Genomic DNA, 22982 nt, shown 5'->3' on the forward strand with positions numbered 1-22982 from the left:
CGCAGCGACCGTCAGGTACCGACCCCGAACCACTCCCCGCCGCCCTTCCGAACGACTTACGCTCGCGGAGTCCCGACTCCGGGTATGTACGGCGTCGTCACGCGCAACGAGGAGGAGACGCGGTGGCCGGAGTTCGACCGCGCGTTCTTCGAGGTCAAGGACGTCTCCGGGCGCTCGGCCGAACCCACCGAGACGGCGGTGAGCATGGTCTCCTGTTTCGGCGACAACGCCGCCGCCGAGGAGAACCCCGACATCGTTCCCGTGAACCCGGACGGACAGCCCGCCACCCGCGAGCGGACGTACTTCGACTGGGCCTACGTCTGTCCCACCCACGACGGCTACCGCGAGGGATTGCTGGAGATAATCGAGGACTGTGCGGCCGTCAACCCCGACGTTCGCCTCGACGACGTTGGCTTTCCCCGCCCGGAGTACTGCTACTGCCAGCGGTGCAACGAGCGATTCGAGACGTGGGTGGAGACCCGCCACGACGCCGGCGAGGGGGCGCCGCCCGACGAGACGGGCGTCGAGGACCGCCACGAGTGGCGCGCCGAGGTCATCACCGACTTCCTCGCCGAGGCCGCCGACCGGATTCCCGGCCGGACCTACATGACGCTGTACCCCGACCCCTACGAGGGCCACCTCTACGAGCGGGCCGGCATCGACCTCGAGGCGGTCGAACAGTTCGTCGACGAGTTCGTCGTCCCGCTGTACGACACCCACTACGGGACGACCTACTGGCTGGAGACCATCGCCAGCGGCTTCGAAGACCGGCTGGAGACGCCGGTCAGCGTCGAACTGTACGCCGTCGACGTCGACATCGACGACCTGATTCACGCGGCCGACGTCGCCGAGGCGTACGCCGAGTCGGTGCTGTTCGGCTACGAGGCGTCGAACGCGCGGGCGGCGCTGCGCCGGATGGACGCCGACGAACGGGACGGCGTCGAGTGGTAGGCCTCAGGCGACGGCGTTCGCGGCGGCGATGATGTCCTCGCGGTCCCGGGTGTCCTCGGGGACCGACTCGGGGGCGAACCAGCGCGCGGCGCCTATCTCATCGTCGGGGTCGGCGACGGTCAACTCGACCGCCTCCGCACGCGCCAGGAACACCGGCATCACGCCCCAGGTCTCGTGGTCGTCACAGGCGATCTCCACGCGGACGAGCATCGCCAGTCCCTCGTAACTGGCGCCGATGCCGGTCTCCTCGCGGAGTTCGCGGCGGGCGGCCTCGTGGAACGTCTCCGATCCCTCGAGGTCGCCGCCGGGGAGGACCCACTTGCCGACGCCCTCGTGGCGGACGAGGAGGAGTTCGCCGGAGGGTCGATAGACCAGCGTGTGGGCGCCGTAGGGGGCGCCGCTGTCGGTGATGCGCTCGGTGAGCGTCCGGAACCGGCCCCGGGAGACGTACTTCCGGTAGGTGCGCTCGAGGTACCCGCCGTCGTGGCGGTCGACGGTCCGATGGTAGGCCCGTTCGGCCCGCCGGGTCGCCTCGTCGGCGAGGTACCACAGGCCGTCGAAGGTCGTCATGCTGACACCGGCGGCGAGTCCGTCGGTCGGGGCGCACAGCGGGCGAAAGCGTCGGTCATGGCCGCTGATTGGTGCCGGTGGCGCAAAAAGCGTTCGAAGGCGAAACGACGGGCTTTTTTCCGGCGGGCGAAAAGCGCTGCCATGGCATTCGAGAAGGGAGACGCCGTTGTTCTCCACGACCAGCACAGCGAATACGACGGCGAGACGGGCGAGGTCACGCAGGTCTCCGAGACCATGTTCGGCGACAGCACCTACATCGTCCAGTTCGAGGAGGGCCAGGAGGCCGGCATCCCCGAGGACTCGCTGGAAGCCGCGGAGTGAGCGGATGAGCGCCGTCCCGTTCCACTACGTCGACCTCCGGACCTTCTGTTACGCGACGGAGGACGAAAAACGGGTCGAGGCGGCGCTGCGGACGTTCCTGCCCGAGGACGCCGAAATCGAGCGTCAGGAGACCGAGGGCCACAACGGCGACCGGATACTCGTCCTCTCGGTCCGTCTGGAGCGGGCCGATGAGGTCAGACACGTCCTTTCTCGACTGGCCGAAATCGACGACTTCGAGGGGCTTCTCGCGGAACTCGACCAGCGCATCGACGACAACTGCGCGTTCTTCCTCGGCCTCGACAAGCAGGCCGCCTACAAGGGGACGGTCGAACTCGGCGACGGCCTGATGCTGCGCGGGAAGGTCGAGGCCTACCCCGCCGACAGGGAGCGCGCCATCGAGACGGCCGAGGCGGCCCTCGAGGACCTCCACGCCGGCGAGACCCCGTAATCAATCGGCCTCGACCGTCGCCGCCATCGCCGCCCGTTCGGCCTTCCGGAGGTGCTCGGAGGCGGTCCCGGGCGCACAGTCCAGCCGTCGGGCGACCGCCTCGACGGAGCCCTGCCTCGGCACCTCGTAGTAGCCCACCTCCAGGGCCGCGGCCACCGCCTCCCGCTGTCTGTCCGTGAGGTCGACGCCCGGCGACGCCGGCGGGCCGCCGTACTCGCGGACCTTCTCGACGTCGGCCCGTGCGGCGGCCGGCACCGACTCCAGCGCCGTCTGCAGGGCGTCGGCCTCGCCGACGACGGTCAGTCGTGCGGTCCCGTCGCTGCGGAACTCCACCGGCGGCACCACGAGCAGGCCCGGCAACTCGAAGGCGCCCTGGAGTTCGGCGTCGAAGTCGCTGGCGTGCTCTCGGACGTAGGCGTAACAGGCCTCCTCGGTCAGCGGCGTCACCTCGTAGTCGACGACCCGGTCCGTCGACTCCAGCGCGTCGACGTAGGCCTCGCGGTCGCCCTCGACGTAGAACATGAGCGTGTCCGGCCCGTCGCCGGCCCGGTGGCCGTGCAACAGCGCGTCCCGGACCAGCGCGTCGTCGTTCGTCAGTCGCCGGTGGACGGGGTGCATCGCCGACTCGTCGATGTGGACGGTACAGCGGAGGGACTTCATACGACGGCGTTCGCCCGCATTTCATAAAAGACCTAGCTCGTGAGGCGACATTCACGGCCCGATGGCGGTTCACCTCCCGCGTATGTCGACCGACGCCGTCTACGAGGAGCGACCGGACCTGGGGGTACCGGAGGAACTCGCGGCCTTCGCCGTCGAGTACGAGGAGCACCTGAACGCGCCGGGGGTGGTCGTGCGCGCCGACGAGGTGGCCGACGCCCTCCGGGTGGCCCGCGACGAGCTGGGCTACGACCACTGCGCCTGCGTCACCGCCCAGGACTACGGGGACCGCTACGAGACGATTTACCACCTCCGGGCATACGACGACCCGACGGACGAGTTGAGCGTCGTCGTGCCGGTGCCGGCGTCCGACCCGACCAGCGAGTCGGCGGCGGGCGTCTACCGGACGGCCGACTGGCACGAGCGGGAGGCCTACGACCTCGTCGGCATCGAGTACGAGGGGCACCCCGACCCCCGGCGCATCCTCCTGCCCGAGACGTGGCAGGGCCACCCACTCTCGCAGGACTACGACCCCGAGAAGTCGCAGGTGGTCCCCTACCGGGAGCACGCCAACCCCCTGCAGGACGACCAGCGGCGCGGGGACACGATGCTCGTCAACATCGGCCCGCACCACCCGGCGACCCACGGCGTCCTGCACCTCCGGGTGACGCTCGACGGCGAGCAGACCGCCGACGTCGACCCGGACATCGGCTACATCCACCGCTGCGAGGAGCAGATGTGCCAGCAGGGCACCTACCGGCACCAGATCATGCCCTACCCCGACCGGTGGGACTGGGGCGGCGGCGGCATCCTCAACGAGTGGGCCTACGCCCGCACCGCCGAGGACCTCGCCGACATCGAGGTGCCCGAGTACGCGAAGGTCGTCCGGACGATGGCCGCCGAGTTGAGCCGCATCCTCTCGCACATGCTCGCGGTCGGCGCCTACGCCCTCGACGTCGTCGGCGACTTCAACGCCACCTGGCAGTACGCCTTCCGGGACCGCGAACTCGTCCAGGAAATCCTCGAGGACCTCACTGGCCAGCGGCTGATGTTCAACTACTTCCGTCTCGGTGGTGTCTCGTGGGACATCCCCGAACCGCGCGAGGAGTTCTTCGAGAAGGTGCGCTCGTTCGTCGACGGTCTCCCGCCGAAGATGGTCGAGTACCACGACCTGCTGACCTCCAACGAGATACTCCAGACCCGGACCGTCGGCGTCGGGGAACTGCCGCCCGAGACGGCCAAGCAGCACGGCTGCACCGGTCCCGTCGCCCGCGGGTCCGGCGTCGACTACGACCTCCGGCGGGACGACCCCTACGGCTACTACCCCGAACTCGACTGGGACGTCGTCACCGAGGACGGCTGTGACAACTTCGCCCGACTGCTGGTCCGGTTGCGCGAGGTCGAGGAGTCCGCGAAGATAATCGAGCAGTGCGTCGACCTGCTGGCCGAGTGGCCCGAGGACGACCGGACCATCCAGGCCAACGTCCCGCGGACGCTGAAGCCCGACCCCGACACCGAGATTTACCGCGCCGTCGAGGCCGCCAAGGGCGAACTCGGCATCTACATCCGCTCGGACGGCACGGACAAGCCCGCCCGGTTCAAGATTCGGGGACCCTCCTTCTCGCACGTCGGGGCGCTGCCGGCGATAGCCGAAGGCGAGTACATCCCCGACCTCATCGCGTCGCTGGGCAGCCTCGACACCATCATGGGCGAGGTCGACCGCTGACCTCCACCGGAGCGGACGAGCGCCCCCAGTACGTCACTCGACCGGGTCGCCGGACCGCCAGTACTCGATGACGTTCCGGAGCAGGTCGGTGTCGATTTCGCCGCCGCGCCAGTCGTCGACGGCCCGCCGGAGGCCGTCGGTGTCGACGACGCCGCTCGCGTCGGTGTAGGCGGCCGCCCCGGTGACGAGCGTCCCCGGCAGCACCGCCTCGACGTCCGTCTCGACGCCCAACGCTTTGGTCTCGCGGCTGCCGAACGCCGGTTCGACGACGACCCGGACCGCGTCCCCCTCCGTGAGGCCCGGCGTGGCGACCTGGCACGTCTCGAACGTCGCCGCCTCGGGCGCACCCGGCGGCACCGCCACGTCGCTGCTCCCGAGCGCCTCCCCGCTCGCCGCGTCGAGTACCCGGACGGTGCCGCGCCCCTCGCCGGGACCGCGGTTCGACAGCACCGCCTCCACGAACGTTTCGTCGTCGCGTCGGAAGCGCACCTCGCCGATTGCCAGCGACGGCCGGACCAGGTGGACCCGCCGCGTTCGGGTCGAGACGGCCGCCTCGGCGACCCCGCCGTCGGGTGCAATCGTCACCGTCTGTGGCTCGCTGCGGTCCAGCGCCGTCGGGTCCACCGTCGCCGTCACCGCCGTCTCCCCGCTGGCCGGCACGACGGCCGCGGTCGACTCGGCGATCCGACCGCCGGCGTCAGCGACCGCGACGGGCACGTCCTCGGCCGGCACGCCGCCCTCGTTGCGGACCCGGATTTCGACGGTCGCCTCGGTCTCGCTCTGGCGGGTGGCGGTCGTCTCGCCGACGGAGAGTGCCGGGCGTGCCGCGACCACCTCCGTCCGCGAGTCGGCCGCCGAGAGCGTCGGCTCGGCGGCCTCGACGGCCACCTCGAAGCGACCCGTCTCGTCGACCGCGACGGCCACGCTGTCGGTGCGGGACCCCGCGACTGCGAGCGGGTCGTAGCTTCGGCTGGCGACCGTCTCGCCGCCGCCGTTCCGCACCGCGACGGTCACGGACTCGGACCCCGCCGTGTCGCCCCGGTTCGCGAGGGTGTACTCGACGGTGCTCTCCTCGCCGACCGCCGCCTGCGTCGCCGTCGCCTCGACGGTGTAGGCGGGCGCGAACGGCTGGCGGGTGACGAACACGTCGTCGGTCGCACCGGGGTCCGGTTCGCCGACGGCGTAGGCCGTCAGGAACGTCTCGGCCGACGCGAACCGGGTCTCGGAGTACCACAGGTTCAGGTCCGTGGCCGGCCCGCCGGCGATGCGCCGGTCCCGAATCCAGCCGTCGCCCCGGTCGAGTCGGTAGACGAGGTCCCGGTTCGGGCTGTCGCGCCACTTCGCCCGGTAGGACAGCACGTAGTCGCCGGCGGCGCTGGACAGCGACAGTTCCGAGACGGTCGTCACGTCGTCGCGGACGGTCAACGCCGTTTTCGAGCCACCGCTCGCGGCCACGACCGTCGGGTCGCTCTCGCCGCTGCCGAGCGTCCACGCCAGTCGACCGTCGGCCGCCACGACGTCCCGGACGCCCGCGGCCGCGTACTGGTCGGTGCCGACGACGGTGCCGTCGTCGATGCGCTCGTGGGTGACGCCGGTGGTCGTCCCCGAGTCGACGGTGCAGTACGCGAGGTCGACGGCGCCGTCTTGGCGGGCCGCCACGTCGGGGTTGGCCGCGGCGGTCCTGGCGTCCAGTTCCGTCGTCGACCCGTCCGGGCGGACCCGTGCGACGCGGACGTCGGTCGCGGGCGCGTCGTCGTCGATCGACTGCCAGGCCAGCACCCACTCGTCGCCGGCGGCCGCGACGGTGGGGCGCTGCTGGGTCCGGGCCGTGTCGGTGAGCCGCTGGGGGTCGCTCCAGCCGTCGCCGTCGAAGACGCTGAAGGCGATCTCCGCCGAGTCGAAGAAGGCGTCGGCGTCGAACGCCTGTTCGGTCGCGTCGAAGGTGAACGTCGACCACGCCAGCAGGATGCGGCCGTCCGCCAGTGCGGTGGCGACGGGCGCGACGTCGGCGGTCGTGTCGTCGGTGATCCGGGTCGTCGAGACGGCCGACCCGCCCTCGAAGCGGCGCACGACGACGTCGCGGCCCGCCTCGGCGCTCTTGGCGTCGTCCTGGCTGCTCCAGGCGACGACGTGGGCGTTCTCGCCGAGCGGCGCGACCGTCGGCTGGGTGTCCTCGTAGGGCCGGTCGGTGAGCCGCGTGGTGGTCCGGACGTCGCCCTCCGCGAGGGCGGCAGCAGCCTCGCCGGACGGATTGGGTCCGCCGAACGGGGCCGCCTCGCCGGTGAGCGTCGCGCCCGTCGACTCGGCGTCGACGCCCTCGCCGAACTCCTCGTCGAGGAGGGTCCCGTCGAGGCTGAGGACGCCGACGACTGCGTCGAGGACGACCTCGCCGCTGAGGACGATTTCGCCCCCCAGGTTCCGGTCGGCGGTCCCGACGTCGAACTCCGCGGTGAAGTCGCCGGACCCGGTCACCTCCAGGCCGGCGCTGACGTAGCCGACGAAGGGGTCCTCTATCATGAGTCCGACGGTCACGTCGAGGTCGACGCTGGGCGTGACCGTGCCGTTCTGGAAGTCGAGTTCGTCGTCGAAGTTGAACTGGGCGGCGATTCCGGGCGCGACGGTGGGGACGATACCGATGGTCGAGTCGGTGCCCGGAACCGGGATGCTCAGTGGAATCGGCCCGACGCTCGGGATGTCGACCTCGGCGTCGGCGTCGAGACTGCCCGACGCGGCCACGAGTTCGAGGTCGGTCTCGACGGTGCCCGTAATCGTCGCGTCGGCGGTGACGGCCGCACGCATCAGGTCCGCCGAAACCTCGCCCTCGGCCTCGACGTCGGCCGTCCGGGCGCTCGGGTCGTAGCTGGCACCGAACCCGAGGTCGAACTCGGTCGATTGCTCCTGGTCTTTCTGGTCGGTCCCGCCGCCGAGTGCGTCGCTCGGCAACTGGAAACTGACGAGCAGGTCCTCCAGCGGGTCGTACACGAGCGAGACGTCGCCGCTCCGCAGCGAGACGTCGAGGCCGAGACCGCCGTTGACGAGGAAGTCGAGCCAGGCGGGCAGCGACAGCACGTCGACGTGGCGGGTGACCTCCCGGGTGGCACCGCTCTCGGTGACGGCCCGGACACGGAGCGTCCCGCCCGGCGCCGACAGCCCCTCCGTCCCGAAGGTGGCCGGATAGCTGCCGTCCTGCGGGGTGGTGACCGTCCGCTCGGTCCCGTCGAGGTCGAACTCGACGCGGTCGACGGCGCTGTCGCCATCCGTGGACACCTCCGCCTCGAAGGCCTCCTCCAGGGGGACGTTCGGGAGGAGCGTCCCGCCGATGTCGCGGTCGACGGCGTCGACGTCGACGGGGGCCGCCTCGACGGTCAGTTCCTGCTGGGAGTTGCCGGCCCCGCTGTCGAGAGTGACCGTGTAGGTGCCGGCATCGGCGTACTCGTGGGTGACCTGAAAGCCACTCGCGGTCCCGCCGTCCCCGAAGTTCCACTCCGGCGGGGTGTCGACGTCCGACGGGCCGAGACCGGTCGAGAACGACACCGAATCGCCCGCCGTCGGGGTCGAGGGGTTGGTGCCGATGGACGGGCCGGTCGAATCGTCGGCGTAGACGTCGAGGGTCGCCTCGATGACGTCGACGGTGTCCGCCCCCTGGTCGGCCACCCGCAGTTCGACCTCGTAGGTGCCGGCCGCGTCGAAGGCGTGGGTGACGGTCCGGCCCGTGGCGGTGGTACCGTCGTCGAACTCCCACTCGTAGCTGTCGATGGCGCCGCTGGCGAGGCCGGCGTCGAAGGTGACCGTCTCCTCGGGAGTCGGAATCGCGGGCGCGTAGTCGAAGGCCGCGGTGACGCCGGCGTCGCCGTCGTCGTCGTACTCGGCGACCGACACCGTCCGGCTGACCTGTTCGGCTTCACCACCGGATTCGACGGTGAGGACGACGTCGTAGTCGCCGACGGCGGCGTAGGTGTGGTCGACGGTCGACCCCGTGGCGGTGGTGCCGTCCCCGAACTCCCACTGGTAGCTGTCGCCGGCCGTCGCGGCGGCGTCGAAGGTGACCGTCTCGTTGATACGGGGCGTCGTCGGGGTCAGCGTGAACGCGGTCCCGCCGCCGGCCTCGTTGGCCCAGTCCCGGTGGTGTCCGAGCGTTCCGAGCGAGACCCGGGAGCCGTCGCTGGCGTCGGGGACGCCGGCGCCTATCGCGTAGAGACCGCCGTCGTTGCTCCCGACGAAGACGGTGCCGTCGACGACGGTCGGCGAGGAGTCGACGCGTCTGCCGGTCTCGAAGCGCCACTTCTCGTCGCCCGTCGCCGCGTCCAGGGCGTACACGTTGTCGTCGCCGCTCCCGTAGAAGACGGTGTCGTCGGCCACCGTCGGCGACGAACTCGTGAAGTAGTTCGAGCCCCCGCTCCACTGTTCGGTGCCGTCGTCGGCGTCGAGCGCGTGCACCGAGGTGTCCGCGACGTAGAGGGTGCCGTCGAGGACGGTCGGCGACGACCGGACGAGGTAGCCCACGCCGGAGCGCCACTGTTCCTCCCCGGTGGCCGCGTCCACCGCGTAGACGTTGCGGTCGTCGCTGCCGACGAAGACGGTGCCGTCGGCCACCGTCGGCGAGGAGATGACCTCGCCGTCGGTCCCGAGGCGCCACAGTTCGTCGCCGGTGGCCGCGTCCACCGCGTAGAGTCGACCGTCGTTGCTCCCGACGAAGACGGTGCCGTCGGCCACCGTCGGCGACGACCGGACGGTGTCACCCGTCTCGAAGCGCCACTGCTCGTCGCCGAAGGCCGCGTCCACCGCGTAGAGGTTGTCGTCCCAGCTCCCGACGAAGACCAGGCCGTCGGAGACCGTCGGTGCGGACTCGATCTGTGCCCCGGTCTCGAATCGCCACAGTTCGTCGCCGGTGGCCGCGTCCAGGGCGTACAGGCGGCTGTCGTTGCTCCCGACGAAGACGACCCCCTCGACGACCGTCGGCGAGGAGCTGACCTCGCCGTCGGTCGAGAAGCGCCACTGCTCGTCGCCCGTGGCCACATCGACGGCGTAGACGTTGTTGTCCCAGCTACCGACGAAGGCGGTGCCGTCGACGACCGTCGGCGACGACTGCACCCCGCTGGACGTGTCGTCGGTCTGGAACCGCCAGCGCTGCTCGCCGGCGGCGGTCCCCGCGGCCGCCCGGTCCGCGAGCGCCGGCGTGCCCAGGACGCCGGCACCGGTCGTCCGCAGGACGGTACGGCGGTCCAGCGGCCACTCGCGGTCGGTCACGCCCCGACCACGCCTCCCGGAACGGAGGGCCGCCCCGACGACCGGGGCAGCCGGCCGGTGAGACCGTGGTGTCGCGTTCCGTTCCGTCCGCCGTCGCGTCCTGCCTGTCGAGTCCTCTGTCGAGGTGTCGCGCGTCGCCCCCCACTCATGTTGCCCGTGGACGACTCCTGGGTCGCGGACACAGTTACAAATACCGGTCGCTTCAGGTGATGTCGGGTGGGGACGCGTTTATGTGTCCGCGGCGACCTACTGGAACCGAATGACCGACGAGGAGGCCACGGCAGAGGGGCTGACCGCCGAGGACGCCTTCGGACTGCTGGGCAACGAACTCCGCGCCGAGATAATGCGGGTGCTCGGAGAGTCGCCACACGAGGGACTCTCCTTCTCGGAACTGCGGACCCGCGTCGACGAGGGCGTCGACAGCGGCCAGTTCAACTACCACCTCCAGAAGCTCGTCGGCCCGTTCGTCGAGAACACCGATGACGGATACGTGCTGCGTGCGCCGGGGCTGGCGCTGTACCGCGCCATCCGCTCGGGCGCGTTCAACCGCCGGGTCACGGTCGAGCCGTTCGATGCCGGCTTCGACTGCTACTTCTGTTCGACCCCTGTGGAGGCGTCCTACGACGACGGCTCCTTCCGGCTGGTCTGTCCCGGCTGCGACCACCTCTTTGCGAGCACGATGCTGCCGCCGAGTGCTGTCTCGGAGGCCGACGAGACGGAACTGCTGGCCCGGGTCGACCAGTACAACCGCCACCAGATGCTGGTCGCCTCCCGCGGGGTCTGTCCGATCTGCGTCAACCCGATGGAACTGGAGTTCGTGCCGTCCGAGGAAGTGTGGTCGGAGGGATCCGAACGGCTCGACGTCTTCGTCCACTGGGGGTGTGACCACTGCGGCCGGCAACAGTACATGACCGTCGGGCTCGCGCTTCTGTACCACCCCGCGTTGATCTCCTTTTTCTACGAGCACGGCGTCGATCTGACCTCCGTCAACCACTGGGAACTGGAGTTCGTCCTCTCGGACGAACACACGACGGTCCGCTCGCGGGATCCCTGGGAGGTCGCCGTCGCGGTCACGCTCGAGGGGCTGACGCTGGAACTCGTCGTCGACGAGGAACTGAACGTGATCGAGACGAACCGGTACTGACGGTGGTCGCCGGGGACGCTACAGGAGGTCGACCGTCCGCTTGACGCGCCGGTGCACCTGCCGCTCCAGCAGCGAGCGACCCCGCATCGCCGTGTCCAGCACCGGCTGCGAGGGCGTCTCCTCCGCGGGGAACAGGTGGGTCGTCTCCACGTCGGCGGCGGCGTCGCCCAACATTCCGAACATCGGGGCGTAGCGGAGCCGTCGCACGCGGTTGCCCTCGAAGGCGAGGTCGCCGCTCAGGACGGCCGACGATGACGGCCGGCCGTCGACTATCGACCGCCAGACGTCGTAGGAGCCACGGAGGACGAACCCCGCCTCGCGCTCGTCGGGCGATTCGAGTACCTCGACGTCGGTACAGCGGCCGTCCTCCAGGCCGACGTGGGCGTGCACCGTCCCGTCGACGGCGTACCGTTCCAGCTGGTCGAGCCTGTCGACCACGTCGTCGGGCAGCCCCTCCCGGATGGGGTCGAACGCGGCCGGCGCCTCCGCCAGCGGAACGTCGGCGACCCGCTCGCGGACGTGGTCGGGCAGTCCATCGAGGACGCCCGGCGGGAGGTCCCCGAGCGTCGTCGTCTCGACCGGCAGGTCGGTGATGACGTAGCGGACGTCGCCGTCGAAGCCGCGGGCCCACCCGGCCCCGAGGTCGGCGAACGCCTCGCTGTCGTTCAGTCGTCGCCTGTACGCCTCCAGCCACGCCTCGGTCGGGAAGTACGGCATCGGTTCTGTCGGTACCCTCGTGGTGGGTCAGAATAAGCCGGCTGCCTCGTATGGGCGGCCGGTGGGGGCCGACGGACGCGTCCGTTCGTCCCTCAGTCGCCGCGCAGTTCGTTCATGTGGTCGATGCGGGCCTGCAGCAGTTCGGCCGTCCCGATGTCGTGACGGACGCGAAGCCCCTCCTCGCCGGCCCGCTGCAGCGCGTCCTCGGCGATGGCCTCCGCCTCGGTGATGGTCCCGGCGCGGCCGACGACGGCGAAGGAGCGGGAGGTGGTCGTGTAGACGCCGTCCTCGCGAGCGTCGACGCTGGCGTAGAACAGGAGCGCCTCGCCCGCCGAGTCGGGGTCGATGTTCACCCTCGCGCCGGCGGTGGGGTCGGTCGGGTAGCCGTCGGGGACGGCGTACTTGCAGACGGTCGCCTGATTCGAGAACTCCAGTTCCGGCAGGTCCTCGCCCTCACGGGCCGCCCGCAGCACCGACACGAAGTCCGTCTCCAGGACGGGCAGCGTGTTCATCGCCTCGGGGTCACCGAAGCGGGCGTTGAACTCGACGACCTTCGGTCCCTCGGCGGTCAGCATGAACTGGCCGTAGAGGATGCCCTTGTAGTCGTCCATCGCCCCGACGACGGCGTCGATAATCTCGACGGCCGCGGTGTAGTCGTCCTCGGTCATGAACGGCAACTCGAAGGTGGCGTCCGAGTACGACCCCATCCCGCCGGTGTTGGGGCCCTCGTCGCCCTCGTAGGCGCGCTTGTGGTCCTGGACGGCCGGCGAGACGCGGTACTGGCCGTCGGCGACGAAGGCCTGAATCGTGAACTCCTCGCCGACGAGTCGCTCCTCGAGGACGTACTCCTCGTAGTCGCTCTCGAGGACGTACTCGACACCCTCCTCGGCCGTAATCTGGTCGCCGATGACGCGGACGCCCTTGCCGCCGGTGAGTCCGCGCGGCTTGATGGCCAGGTCGCCGTCGTACTCGCGGATGTAGTCGGCGGCGGCCTCCGGGTCGTCGAAAATCTCGTAGTCGGGACAGCCGGGAATCGCGTTGTCGGCCATGAACTCCCGCTGGAAGGCCTTGTCGGTCTCGATGCGTGCCTGTTCGGCGCGCGGGCCGAAGGCGTAGACGCCGGCGTCGTCGAGGGCGTCGGCGACGCCGGCCTCCAGCGCCGACTCGGGACCGATGACCGCAAGCGTCGCGCCGACCGCCTCGGCGTAGGCGACGATTGCGTCGGCGTCGGTCTCCTCGACCGTCTCGAAGCCCTCGGCCAGCGAGTCGATGCCGGGATTGCGGTTCGAGGCGCAGGCGTACAGTTCCGCGTCGGCCGAATCGTCAACCGCGCGGGCGATGGCGTGCTCCCGTCCGCCGCCGCCCACGAGGAGAACCGTCTCGGTCATACGCGAGTTCGGGACGCAAGGATGCCTAAACGTTGCCCTTCCGGGGGGAAAGCGTGTACACGAACGTGGTTACACTGGGTCGGTTTCACACCCGGTCGACGCGCCGGTAGCCGCCCCCGACGCTCCAGCCGAGGTCGTACTCGCCGGACCGTTCGACCTCGCAGACGCCGTTGGCCGACTGGACGCCGTCGACGCCGCCGGACCACTCGACGACGTAGTGGCCGTCGGCCTCGGTCCGGGCGGCGGTCCCGACCGAATCCGTCGTCTCGTAGAGCGGGAACCGGCCGACGGTCTCCGTGTCGCCCCCATCGACGGGAACGTCGACGGTCGCTATACCCCCGTCCCAGTTTCCGGTCGGGGTGGCGTCGCCGTCCCTGGCGACGGCCGCGGCCCTCGTGACCGTCCCGTCGCGGACGGAGACGCCCGTCGAGAGCACCGTCGCGTCGGCGTCGGTCGGGAAGGTGTCGTTGCGCACGTCGACGGCGGCCCACAGCCAGTAGCGGTACGTCGAGTCGCCGAGGCCGTACATCGAGACGGCCGCGTCGAGGATCGGGTGCCCGTCCTCGCGGTCGATCTCGTCGGGCGACAGCGTCGGCTGGTCGCCGCCCGGCTGGCCCGACGACTCCCGGACGATCGGGAGCCGCTGGGCGTAGGCGGCCTCGAAGTCGGCGGCTTCGGGGTCGACGAGTCCCCAGACGCCGCTGTCGCCGTAGACGTTGGCCATCTCCTCGACGTAGGCTTCGAACGCCGAGGCGTCGAGTTCCTCGCCGGCCCCGGGGTCGAGGTCCCAGGTGGTCGAGCTTTCGACGTTGGTTTCCCGCCGCGTCACCCGGCGTTCGACACAGCCCGCCAGCCCGCCGCCGGCGAGCAGTCCACCGGCGGCACGGAGGGCGCCCCTTCGGGAGAGCTTCATGGTGGATCACTCCAGCGGACCCCTCAAATAACCCGCTATCACGATCCGCGAGACCGGCGTCGGGGGCGGGACGGGCGTTAAGACCGTGGCGGTCCCACGTCGGGTATGGAGAACCGCCTCGACGAGGCCGCCTCGCCGTACCTCGCCCAGCACGCCGACAACCCCGTCGCCTGGCAGCCCTGGGACGAGGCCGCCCTCGAACTCGCACGGGAGCGCGACGTGCCGATATTCCTCTCTATCGGCTACGCCGCCTGCCACTGGTGTCACGTAATGGAGGAAGAGAGCTTCGAGGACCCCGCAGTCGCCGAACGGCTCAACGAGAACTTCGTCCCCATCAAGGTCGACCGCGAGGAGCGGCCGGACGTCGACAGCGTCTACATGAGCGTCTGTCAGATGGTCCGCGGACAGGGCGGGTGGCCGCTGTCGGTGTTCCTCACGCCCGAGGGCGAGCCGTTCCACGTCGGCACCTACTTCCCGCCGGAACCGAAGCGGGGCATGCCCGGGTTCGGGGGGCTGCTGGACGACATCGCCGCCTCCTGGAACGACCCCGAGGAGCGCGCCGAAATCGAGCAGCGCGCCGAGCAGTGGACCGACGCCGTGACCGGCGAACTCGAGGACACCCCGGAGACGCCGGGCGAGGCGCCCGACGCCGAGTTCCTCGACGCCGCCGCGTCGTCGGCGCTCCGGGGCGCCGACCGCGAGCACGGCGGCTGGGGTCGCGGCCAGAAGTTCCCACAGCCCGGCCGGATTCACGTCCTCCTGCGCGCCCACGACCGGACCGGCCGCGATGAGTACCTCGACGTGGCGACGACGACGCTCGACGCCATGTGTGCCGGCGGTCTCTACGACCACGTCGGCGGCGGCTTCCACCGCTACTGCGTCGACCGCGACTGGACCGTCCCGCACTTCGAGAAGATGCTGTACGACAACGCCGAGATTCCGCGGGCGCTGCTGGCGGGCTACCAGGTCACCGGCGAGAAGCGGTACGCCGACGCCGTCCGGGGCACCTTCGCGTTCGTCGAGCGCGAGATGACCCACCCCGACGGGGGCTTCTACTCGACGCTCGACGCCGAGAGCGAGACGGCCGACGGCGAGCGCGAGGAGGGCGCCTTCTACGTGTGGACGCCCGAGGAGGTCCACGAGGCCGTCGACGACGCGGACGCCGACCTGTTCTGCGACCGCTACGGCGTCACCGCGGCCGGCAACTTCGAGAACGGGACGACGGTCCTCACCGAATCGACGAGTATCGAGGCACTGGCCGACGAGTACGGCGAGTCCGTGACGTCGGTCGAGGAACGTCTCGAACGCGCCCGCGAGCGGGCCTTCGAGGCCCGTAGCGAGCGCCCCCGGCCGCCGCGCGACGAGAAGGTGCTTGCCGGCTGGAACGGCCTGATGGTGTCGGCGCTGGCCGAGGGTGCGCTCGTCCTCGATTCGTCGTACGCCGACGCCGCGACCGAGGCGCTGGACTTCTGTCGGCAGCACCTCTGGGACGCCGACGAGCGCCGGCTGAACCGCCGGTTCAAGGACGGCGATGTCGGCATCCCGGGCTACCTCGAGGACTACGCCTTCCTCGGGCGCGGCGCCATCCACCTCTACGAGGCGACCGGCGACGTCGAGCACCTGGCGTTCGCGCTGGAACTCGGCCGGGTCGTCCGGGACGCCTTCTTCGACGAGAGCGAGGGGACGCTGTACTTCACGCCCGCGGACGGCGAGAAGCTGCTGGCGAGGCCACAGGAACTGACGGACGCCTCGACGCCGGCCAGCACCGGCGTCGCCGTCCAGTTGCTCTCGACGCTGGACGCCGTCGCGCCCGACGAGGGGTTCGGCGACGTCGCGGAGACGGTGCTGGAGACCCACGCCGGGACGCTGGAGTCGAACCCGCTGTCGCACGCCTCGCTTTCGCTCGCGGCCGACGACCGGGCCGTCGGTCACCTGGAATTGACGGTGGCCGCCGACGGCCTGCCCGAGGCCGTCCGCGCCGAGGTGGGGTCGACGTACCTGCCGACGCGGTTTCTGAGCGTCCGGCCGCCCGAGGAGGCCGGCGTCGAGGAGTGGGCCGGGCGCCTGGGGCTGGACGAAGTGCCGCCCGTCTGGGCGAACCGCGAGGTCCGGGACGGCGAGCCGACCGTCTACGCGTGCCGGGACTTCACCTGCTCGCCACCGAAGCACGACGTGAGCGAGGCGCTGGCGTGGGCTCGCTCGGAGTTCTGAGCGGCGCTACTCGGCGCGCGACGCCAGCCGCTCGGCGAGGTAGACGGCGATCGGAACGTCCTCCTCCTCGACGAACCGGGCGAGTTCCTCGCCGGTGGCGGCGTCCTCGACGACGACGGTCGGGATGAGTTCGATGCCGTACTCGTCGACCTTCGGGCCGACCTTCGAGCCGTCGTCGGCCTTCTCGACGGGGTAGTGCTCGACGGCGTCGACGCCGGCGGCGTCGAGCGCCGCCCCGAAGTCCGGCAACTGCGAGCGGCAGTCCTTGCACCAGTCGCCGCCCCACACCTTGACGACGATGTCGTCGGCCAGCGACTCGAAGACGGCGACGGCGTCGTCGTAGGATTCGGCGTCGAAGACCGGGTTGGGCCGCATCGTCTCCAGTTCCATGCCAGTGGGTTCGGTGCGAGCGGCTTAAACGTGGTCGGTGTGCGGGCGTCGGGCAGGCTTCGTCGCGTCAGTCCACGACCGGACACCGGTAGCGGCCGAGACGGCGCCGTTCCGTCGGGGTCGGGCCCTCGAAGCGGACCGATTCGGTGACGTACTCGATGTCGACCGTCTCGACGCGCTCGCCGTAGCGGTCCTCCCCCCACCGACAGAGGTAGTCGGCGAAGTACCGCCGAACCAGCGGGTCCCGCCGGACCTCGGTGAGGTACTTGCGCCACCGCGTCGTGGGATACGTTGCCGCGCTGTCCGCCGGTGGCCCGTCGCTCGTGTTCGCGTGCAGGTAGAGGTCGACGGTCGCTCCCGACGAGAGACCGCCGGTGACGACGAACCAGCCGTCGGCCGTCGGTGGGTGCGGCGCGAACAGTTTCCAGCTATGTTCGGCCGGGTCGACGGGCGTCTCGGCGGGCGCGGCGACGTAGCCGACCGCCACACCCTGCCAGAGGAGTCCGACGACCAGCACCGTCGCCGTCACGGCCGGGGCGAGGCGGGCCGCCACATCCCGGACCCCCAGAGGCAGCAACGGTCCCGAGTGGACGAACGGCGAGTTCCCGACTCGCGCCCGCAGCGACCGCTCGACCGGTGCGACGGCCCGCTCCGTGCGGTCCCAGACGGACGGCGGCACGAAGAGGAGCAGGCAGGCCACCATGGCGTGCGGGAAGAGACCGAGGTCCATCGTCAGCCACATCCCGAGGTGTGCGGTCCCGAAGGCCGCCACGAGGGCCGTCCGGGCGCGGCCCGTCGCAACCACGAGCAGCGGCGAGGCGACGAGCATGGCGAGCCACGTCCAGTTGACGGCGACCAGAAGCGCCGGCACCTCCGCCAGCAGGTCGCCGAAGCGGACGGTAAAGCGGTCGACGGCGAAGACGTACCGGACCGCCGTGCCGTTCGTCCAGGCGTCGCTGCGGAGCTTGAACACCGCGTTCGTCGCGTAGATGAGCGTCACCTGCGACAGCAGCGCGGCCGACGCGAAGCCGGCGACCCGCGAGCGGGGCCGACCCTCGCGCCGGTCGGCCACGGCGTCCAGCGACCACCGCTCGCCGAGGGGCAGAAACAGCGCGAGGAACAGCGCGACGAGCAGGACGGTGTCGCCGCCGTTGAGGACGACGTAGTTGCGGAACTGCAACGACGCGAGCAGGACCCACGAGCCGGCGGCGGTGATGCGGGTCCGGTAGCCGACGGTCAGCAGGACGGCCAGGGTGCCGCCGACGGCGAAGAGGAGCCACTGGAGCCACGCCGCCCCCGACAGGCCGTGAATCGACAGCGCCGACAGCGTCGGGTACAGTTCGGCGCTGGCGGCCCGCGGCAGGACGCCCCCGTCGGTGTAGAAGACGCCGAGGTTCCGGCTCCGGTACAGCAGGTCGACGACGAGGAGACTGCCGACCGCGATGCGGAAGGCCGCGAGCGCGCGGGCGTCGATACCGAGCCGTCGTCGGAGCGCGGCCCGGGCCGACGGAAGGAGGGCGGTGTCGCGTCCGGGGACCATATCTAAACCCGATCCGCCGGCCGCCGTAAATGTCTTGTCGAGCGACGCGACCACCGTCGTGAGGAAAATCACGACGGCCGAACCGACGGTGCGACGATCGGAACGAGGAGACCGGCTCCCCCGCCGGGGCGACTCCCCGGGCGGTCGACACCGGCCGCGGCATTCCCTCCCGCCTCCAGCGGGGTTTTATACCACCGCGCACAACCCACCGCCAATGGAACGGGGCATCCTCGGAACCCTCGGGTCGCCACTCGTGCAGGTCGAGTCGCCCCGTGGGTCGGTCGTCGCGGCGAAGGTGGAGTCGAAGAACCCCGGCGGGTCCGCGAAGGACCGGCCGGCGGTGGCGATGGTCGAGGCCGCAGAGCGGTCCGGCGAACTCGGTCCCGGCGACCGCATCGTCGAGCCTACGTCCGGCAACACCGGCATCGGGCTCTCCATGGTCGCCGCCGCGAAGGGCTACGACATCACGGTCGTCATGCCAGCCTCGAAGTCGCCCGAGCGACGGCGGATAATGGAGGCCTACGGCGCGGACCTGGAACTCGTCGAGGGGGACATCTCCGACGCCAAAGAGCGCGCCGACGAACTGACCGACTCGGAGGGGGCGGTCCAGGTCCGGCAGTTCGAGAACCCGGCCAACCCCGAATCGCACTACCGGACGACCGGTTCGGAGATACTCGAGGCGGTCGGCGACCGGACGGTCGACGCCCTGGTGGCCGGCATCGGCACCGGCGGCACGATAACCGGCGTCGGCCGCCGCCTCCGGGAGGCGTTCCCCGAGATAGAGGTCGTCGGCGTCGAACCCGAGGGCAACGAGGTGCTGACGGGCGGCGAGACGGGCGAGGACGCCTTCCAGGGGATGGGGCCCGGGTTCGTCTCGCCGAACCTCGACCGCGAACTGCTCGACGACGTGGAGGTGGTCGGTCTCGACGCCGCGGAGACGGCGTGTCGCCGCCTCGCCCGCGAGGAGGGCGTCCTCGTCGGCCAGTCCTCGGGGGCGTCGCTGGTCGCCGCCAGACGGGTCGCCGAGCGCCTCGTCGAGGAGCGCGGCGTCGACGCCGAGGCCCCCACGCCGGACAACAAGGTGGGAATCCTCGACGACGAGCCGCCGGCACGCGAGCCGATTCCCGAGGAGTGTCCGCTCGTCGTCACGGTCTTCTGGGACTCCGGGGAGCGCTACATGTCGACCGGGATGTTCGATTGAGGCGGTGACGGCGGAGCCGTCGATACCCCTCAGCGTCATTCGAGGTGGAGCCTCCGACCTCAAGGAGCGAGCGTAGCGAGCGAGCAGGTCGGAGAGGACAGCGAGGCGCTACGCGCCTCGGGCCGTGCAAACGGGCCTTCGGCCCGTGAGCAGAAACCGACACGGTCCTACACCAACCACGCTCGATGGCTGGTCGACTCCCCCACCTAACCATTACTAATTTGAGCTACCCACGGCTAAAGCCGTGGGATTCAGCGTGGACTCCCGTTCTGGCCCCATCAGGGGCAGGAGAATAGCCTCCGTTCACGTTCAACGTCCCGCTGTTCAAGCGCACGCCCAAGGGTGCGCCTCCATCGCCCCCAGTTTGGTGGCGACGGAGATGCCGTACCCCGATGTTTTTCGCGGCGTTGTAGTCGGCGTGGTTCTCGTAGCCACACTTTTGACACTCAAAGGCGTCGCTCTCACGGTTGTCTGGGTGGGTGAATCCACAGTGAGAACATCGCCGCGACGTGTTCTCCGGGTCTACCTGCACTACCTCGATGTCGTACTCGACGGCTTTGTATTCGACGTACTCGTAGAGTCGGTTGAACGCCCACTTGTGTCCCCACGACGCGCCGAGGCGCTCGCGAATGCCGGTCAAGTCCTCGAAGGCAATCACCGAACACCTGTGGTCGCGGGCCTCCTCGATCAACTCGTTGCTGATTCGATGGAGCGTCTGCTTGAATCGGCCGTCTTCTTTGCGACCTACTGATTGGATGTTCTCGTGTGCCCATCGGGTGCCATGCTCCTGTAAGTCGCCGCGTCGCTTCTCGTACTCCCTGCGTCAGTGGTCGAACTCGCTGCCCGTCCAGAACGTGCCTGTCGAGGTCACGGCGAGGTTGTTCACGCCGAGGTCAACCCCGAGAACCGTTCCGTTCTCGGTGGTCGCCTGTTCCGACGTGTCGGACTCCACGTCCATCTTGCAGTGGACGTGAAGCACCCAGTCGCCGTCGTGGTAGTGCAGTTCCGCCCCCGTCGTTTCGTACTCGTCTGAAAACAGGTACTCCGAGTGCGGCGTGTCGCTATCCTCATCGGGCAGGACGTAGTCGGCTTCAATTCTGCCGTCTGTGGTGGCGAGGCTCACGTACTCGTCGTGAAACGTGGCGGTGCGTTTGTCGTAGACGACGTGCGGACTGGTGAAGCGTGGTTTCGAGGCTTTCTTGCCCTGTTTCCAGCGTGCGACGACGCTTTTGCAGGCTTCAGCGGCCTTGTTCCGAGCGGCTTGCACCAGTCCACCGTTGAATCCGTCCGTTTTCTCGCGCACGTCGTCGTAGGTTTCGTCATCCAGCGTGGTCTTGCTGGTGGTTACGTACTCGCCTTGGAAGGCGTGGTCGACGGCGTACTGTGCCGACCAGCGGAACGTGTCTACGGTGTCTTTGAGGAGTGCGGCGTCATCACTGTCCACGTCGAGCGCAACGGGGACGGTACGCCGCACCGCCATATCTTATATGTAGCTTGGGATATTATTAAAAATTGGGGGCGGCCTGCTACTGTAGCGTGGTTTGCTTTCCAGTTGTCGGCTTCATCCCACGGCTAAAGCCGTGGGTTTTCGCCTCGTACTTTCTATAAAGACATGAATCTACATCTGAAACACGGATGGAGGTACGTCGCACCATCCCCGTCAAACTCGACGTAGCCGACAGCGACGCTGACCTCCTCCACGAAACCATCTCCGAGTTCCTCTGGGCCGCCAACTACGTCGTAGACCACGCGTGGCAAGGTGAGTACAAGACCACAAGAAAATCCAAACTTCAACGCGAAACCTACGACGACGTGCGGGCCGAAACGAGGCTTCAAGCGAATCTCGTCCAGAACGCTCGCAACAAGGCCGCCGATGCCGTACAGAGCGTCGTCGCTCGGTGGAAGCACGGTGACTACGCGGGGAAGCCGCACTTCACTGCCCCGACGCTCGTCTACGACAAGCGATGTGCGACGTTCAACGACGACCACGCAACGCTCTCAACCGTCGAAGGACGCATCACCGCCGAGTACATCCTTCCCGACGAGGGCCGCGAGACCCCCCACTCGGAGTACCTATTCAACGACGATTACGAAGTGACGGGCGCAGAACTCCACTACCGCGACGGCGAGTTCTACCTTCACGTCCGAACAAAAACGGACGTGGAGTTCGAGACTGCCGACGACGGCAACGACGGGCACAGCACAGTCCTCGGCGTTGACCTCGGCATCGAAAACATCGCCGTCGCTTCTACGGGTACGTTCTGGAACGGGTCGGAGTTGAACCACTGGCATCGTGAGTTCGAGAAGCGACGTGGGTCGCTCCAACAGCGTGGAACGCGGGCCGCTCATGAAACCATCCAGTCGGTCGGACGGACCGAGACGGGCCGCTACAACCACTTCTTACACACCGTCTCGAAGGAACTCGTCGCGGAAGCCGTCGAACACGACTGTGATGTAATCGCGTTCGAGAACCTGACGGGAATTCGTGAGCGGATGCCGAACGCCAAGAAGTTCCACGCATGGGCGTTTCGCCGCCTGTTCGAGTACGTCGAGTACAAAGCCGAAGTGGTCGGCATCTCGGTCGAACAGGTGAGTCCTGCGTACACGAGCCAGCGGTGTTCCAAGTGCGGATTCACTCACGAGAACAACCGTTCAACCTCGGACGGGCAGGACGCATTCGAGTGTCTGAAGTGCGGGTACTCACCGCACGCGGACTACAACGCGGCGAAGAACATCGGTCTGAAGCATCTTCGCTCGGCGCAAAAGTCGTCGGGCGGAGGCGCACCCGTAAACGTGCGCTTGAATCGCGGGACGTTGAACGTGAACGGCGAGTATTCGCCTGCCGCCGAGGGTGGCCAGAACAGGAGTCCACGCGAAAGCCCCACCCTCAACGAAGCGAACGGCGATAGCGCGGAACGAAGTTCCGCGGACCATTCGAGCGGGCCTTCGGCCCGCGAGAAGAAGCCGTGAGCGAGTAGGGTGGGGTAGTTTACGCGCCGAACTCGGATTCGGTGACGCGGACGACGAGCGTCTCGTCGACCTCGTGGAGGTCGTAGTCGGGCAACTCCGGCCCGGTCCGGGTGACGAACATCGGCTCCAGCAACTCGTCGTCGGCGACGCCGAACACCTTCAGGAACCGGTCGGTCTCGTCGGGGGCCAGTTCCCCGTCCCGGACGGCCGCCGCCAGCCCCCTGGAGAGCCACTCCTCGTCGCTGACCGAGGGTTCGAAGACGAGCGCCTCGCTTGCGAAGCGGACCAGATACCAGTTGAGGTCGTTGAGAAGCGAGACGGCGCTCCCCAGCGAGACCGTCTCCAGCGCGACCGTGTTCCGGTACGGTTCGTAGAGGTCGTAGGTGGCGAGTGCGTCCCTGGCGGTCTCCCGGCTGACGAGTTCGTACCGCAACTCGACGTCGTCGTCGCCGACCAGACACACCCGCGTCATGGTCGGTGATGTGCGGCCCGGGAAATAGCGGTTACGGGTCGGCCCGGATCGCCGACGCGGCCGGCTACCGGCTAGCTCACGGAAGAAGTCAAGCATCCGATTAATAAGTCCCCGGC

Annotated in this window: 17 protein-coding genes and 1 pseudogene; 8 read left to right on the forward strand and 10 right to left on the reverse strand. The window is 69.3% G+C overall.

Annotation, left to right across the window (positions count from 1 at the left end; genetic code table 11):
- Window positions 1-84: 84 nt before the first annotated feature.
- Window positions 85-951, forward strand: coding sequence for an alpha-amylase family protein (locus NLF94_RS09620; RefSeq protein ID WP_254841251.1), 867 nt, complete (start codon window positions 85-87; stop codon window positions 949-951).
- A 3-nt stretch (window positions 952-954) separates the two neighbouring features.
- Here NLF94_RS09620 and NLF94_RS09625 read toward each other — a convergent pair whose 3' ends face one another.
- Window positions 955-1521, reverse strand: coding sequence for an NUDIX hydrolase (locus tag NLF94_RS09625; RefSeq protein WP_254841252.1), 567 nt, complete (start codon window positions 1519-1521; stop codon window positions 955-957).
- Window positions 1522-1662: 141 nt separating this feature from the next.
- On the opposite strand from NLF94_RS09625, the gene NLF94_RS09630 reads away from it, so the two are divergent.
- Window positions 1663-1842 carry a DUF1918 domain-containing protein gene (locus NLF94_RS09630; RefSeq protein ID WP_254841253.1) on the forward strand — a complete coding sequence of 60 codons (180 nt, stop codon included), beginning with the start codon at window positions 1663-1665 and terminating at the stop codon, window positions 1840-1842.
- Window positions 1843-1846: 4 nt separating this feature from the next.
- The gene (locus NLF94_RS09635; RefSeq protein ID WP_254841254.1) at window positions 1847-2290 is read left to right on the forward strand and encodes an RNA-binding protein; all 444 of its coding nucleotides are present in this window, start codon (window positions 1847-1849) and stop codon (window positions 2288-2290) included.
- Here NLF94_RS09635 and NLF94_RS09640 read toward each other — a convergent pair whose 3' ends face one another.
- On the reverse strand, window positions 2291-2950 hold the full coding sequence (locus NLF94_RS09640) for a helix-turn-helix domain-containing protein (protein ID WP_254841255.1): 660 nt from the start codon (window positions 2948-2950) through the stop codon (window positions 2291-2293).
- Window positions 2951-3011: 61 nt separating this feature from the next.
- Here NLF94_RS09640 and NLF94_RS09645 point away from each other — a divergent pair, with 61 nt between their 5' ends.
- A complete protein-coding gene (locus tag NLF94_RS09645) occupies window positions 3012-4673 on the forward strand; it encodes an NADH-quinone oxidoreductase subunit D (RefSeq protein WP_254841256.1) in 1662 nt (553 codons plus the stop codon).
- A gap of 33 nt (window positions 4674-4706) precedes the next feature.
- Here the strand turns inward: NLF94_RS09645 and NLF94_RS09650 are convergent, their stop codons facing one another.
- On the reverse strand, window positions 4707-9920 hold the full coding sequence (locus tag NLF94_RS09650; RefSeq protein WP_254841257.1) for an outer membrane protein assembly factor BamB family protein: 5214 nt from the start codon (window positions 9918-9920) through the stop codon (window positions 4707-4709).
- Between the two features lie 259 nt (window positions 9921-10179).
- Between NLF94_RS09650 and NLF94_RS09655 the strand changes: the two genes are divergently transcribed.
- On the forward strand, window positions 10180-11064 hold the full coding sequence (locus tag NLF94_RS09655; RefSeq protein ID WP_254841258.1) for a winged helix-turn-helix domain-containing protein: 885 nt from the start codon (window positions 10180-10182) through the stop codon (window positions 11062-11064).
- 18 nt (window positions 11065-11082) lie between these two features.
- Here NLF94_RS09655 and NLF94_RS09660 read toward each other — a convergent pair whose 3' ends face one another.
- The 3 genes from NLF94_RS09660 to NLF94_RS09670 form a co-directional block, all read right to left on the reverse strand.
- Window positions 11083-11781, reverse strand: a complete 699-nt coding sequence (locus NLF94_RS09660; RefSeq protein WP_254841259.1) for a sterol carrier protein — start codon at window positions 11779-11781, stop codon at window positions 11083-11085.
- A gap of 92 nt (window positions 11782-11873) precedes the next feature.
- Window positions 11874-13169 (reverse strand): phosphoribosylamine--glycine ligase, encoded by a 1296-nt coding sequence (gene purD / locus NLF94_RS09665; protein WP_254841260.1) that lies wholly within the window; start codon window positions 13167-13169, stop codon window positions 11874-11876.
- Window positions 13170-13254: 85 nt separating this feature from the next.
- On the reverse strand, window positions 13255-14082 hold the full coding sequence (locus NLF94_RS09670; protein WP_254841261.1) for a hypothetical protein: 828 nt from the start codon (window positions 14080-14082) through the stop codon (window positions 13255-13257).
- 105 nt (window positions 14083-14187) lie between these two features.
- On the opposite strand from NLF94_RS09670, the gene NLF94_RS09675 reads away from it, so the two are divergent.
- The gene (locus tag NLF94_RS09675) at window positions 14188-16293 is read left to right on the forward strand and encodes a thioredoxin domain-containing protein (RefSeq protein ID WP_254841262.1); all 2106 of its coding nucleotides are present in this window, start codon (window positions 14188-14190) and stop codon (window positions 16291-16293) included.
- Window positions 16294-16299: 6 nt separating this feature from the next.
- Here NLF94_RS09675 and NLF94_RS09680 read toward each other — a convergent pair whose 3' ends face one another.
- Entirely contained in the window at window positions 16300-16683 is a 384-nt protein-coding gene (locus tag NLF94_RS09680; RefSeq protein ID WP_254841263.1) for a TlpA family protein disulfide reductase, read from the reverse strand.
- 67 nt (window positions 16684-16750) lie between these two features.
- Window positions 16751-18223: an HTTM domain-containing protein gene (locus NLF94_RS09685; protein WP_254841264.1), complete on the reverse strand. Its 1473-nt coding sequence runs from the start codon at window positions 18221-18223 to the stop codon at window positions 16751-16753.
- A gap of 214 nt (window positions 18224-18437) precedes the next feature.
- Between NLF94_RS09685 and NLF94_RS09690 the strand changes: the two genes are divergently transcribed.
- Window positions 18438-19424 (forward strand): PLP-dependent cysteine synthase family protein, encoded by a 987-nt coding sequence (locus NLF94_RS09690; protein WP_254841265.1) that lies wholly within the window; start codon window positions 18438-18440, stop codon window positions 19422-19424.
- Between the two features lie 226 nt (window positions 19425-19650).
- Here the strand turns inward: NLF94_RS09690 and NLF94_RS09695 are convergent.
- Window positions 19651-20904: pseudogene (locus NLF94_RS09695) on the reverse strand (RNA-guided endonuclease InsQ/TnpB family protein).
- 155 nt (window positions 20905-21059) lie between these two features.
- On the opposite strand from NLF94_RS09695, the gene NLF94_RS09700 reads away from it, so the two are divergent.
- The gene (locus tag NLF94_RS09700) at window positions 21060-22394 is read left to right on the forward strand and encodes an RNA-guided endonuclease InsQ/TnpB family protein (protein WP_254841266.1); all 1335 of its coding nucleotides are present in this window, start codon (window positions 21060-21062) and stop codon (window positions 22392-22394) included.
- Between the two features lie 19 nt (window positions 22395-22413).
- Here the strand turns inward: NLF94_RS09700 and NLF94_RS09705 are convergent, their stop codons facing one another.
- On the reverse strand, window positions 22414-22866 hold the full coding sequence (locus NLF94_RS09705; protein WP_254841267.1) for a DUF5804 family protein: 453 nt from the start codon (window positions 22864-22866) through the stop codon (window positions 22414-22416).
- Between the last annotated feature and the right edge of the window lie 116 nt (window positions 22867-22982).

Origin of the sequence: Natronomonas marina (assembly GCF_024298905.1) — an archaeon.
GTDB classification, from domain to species: Archaea; Halobacteriota; Halobacteria; order Halobacteriales; family Haloarculaceae; genus Natronomonas; species Natronomonas marina.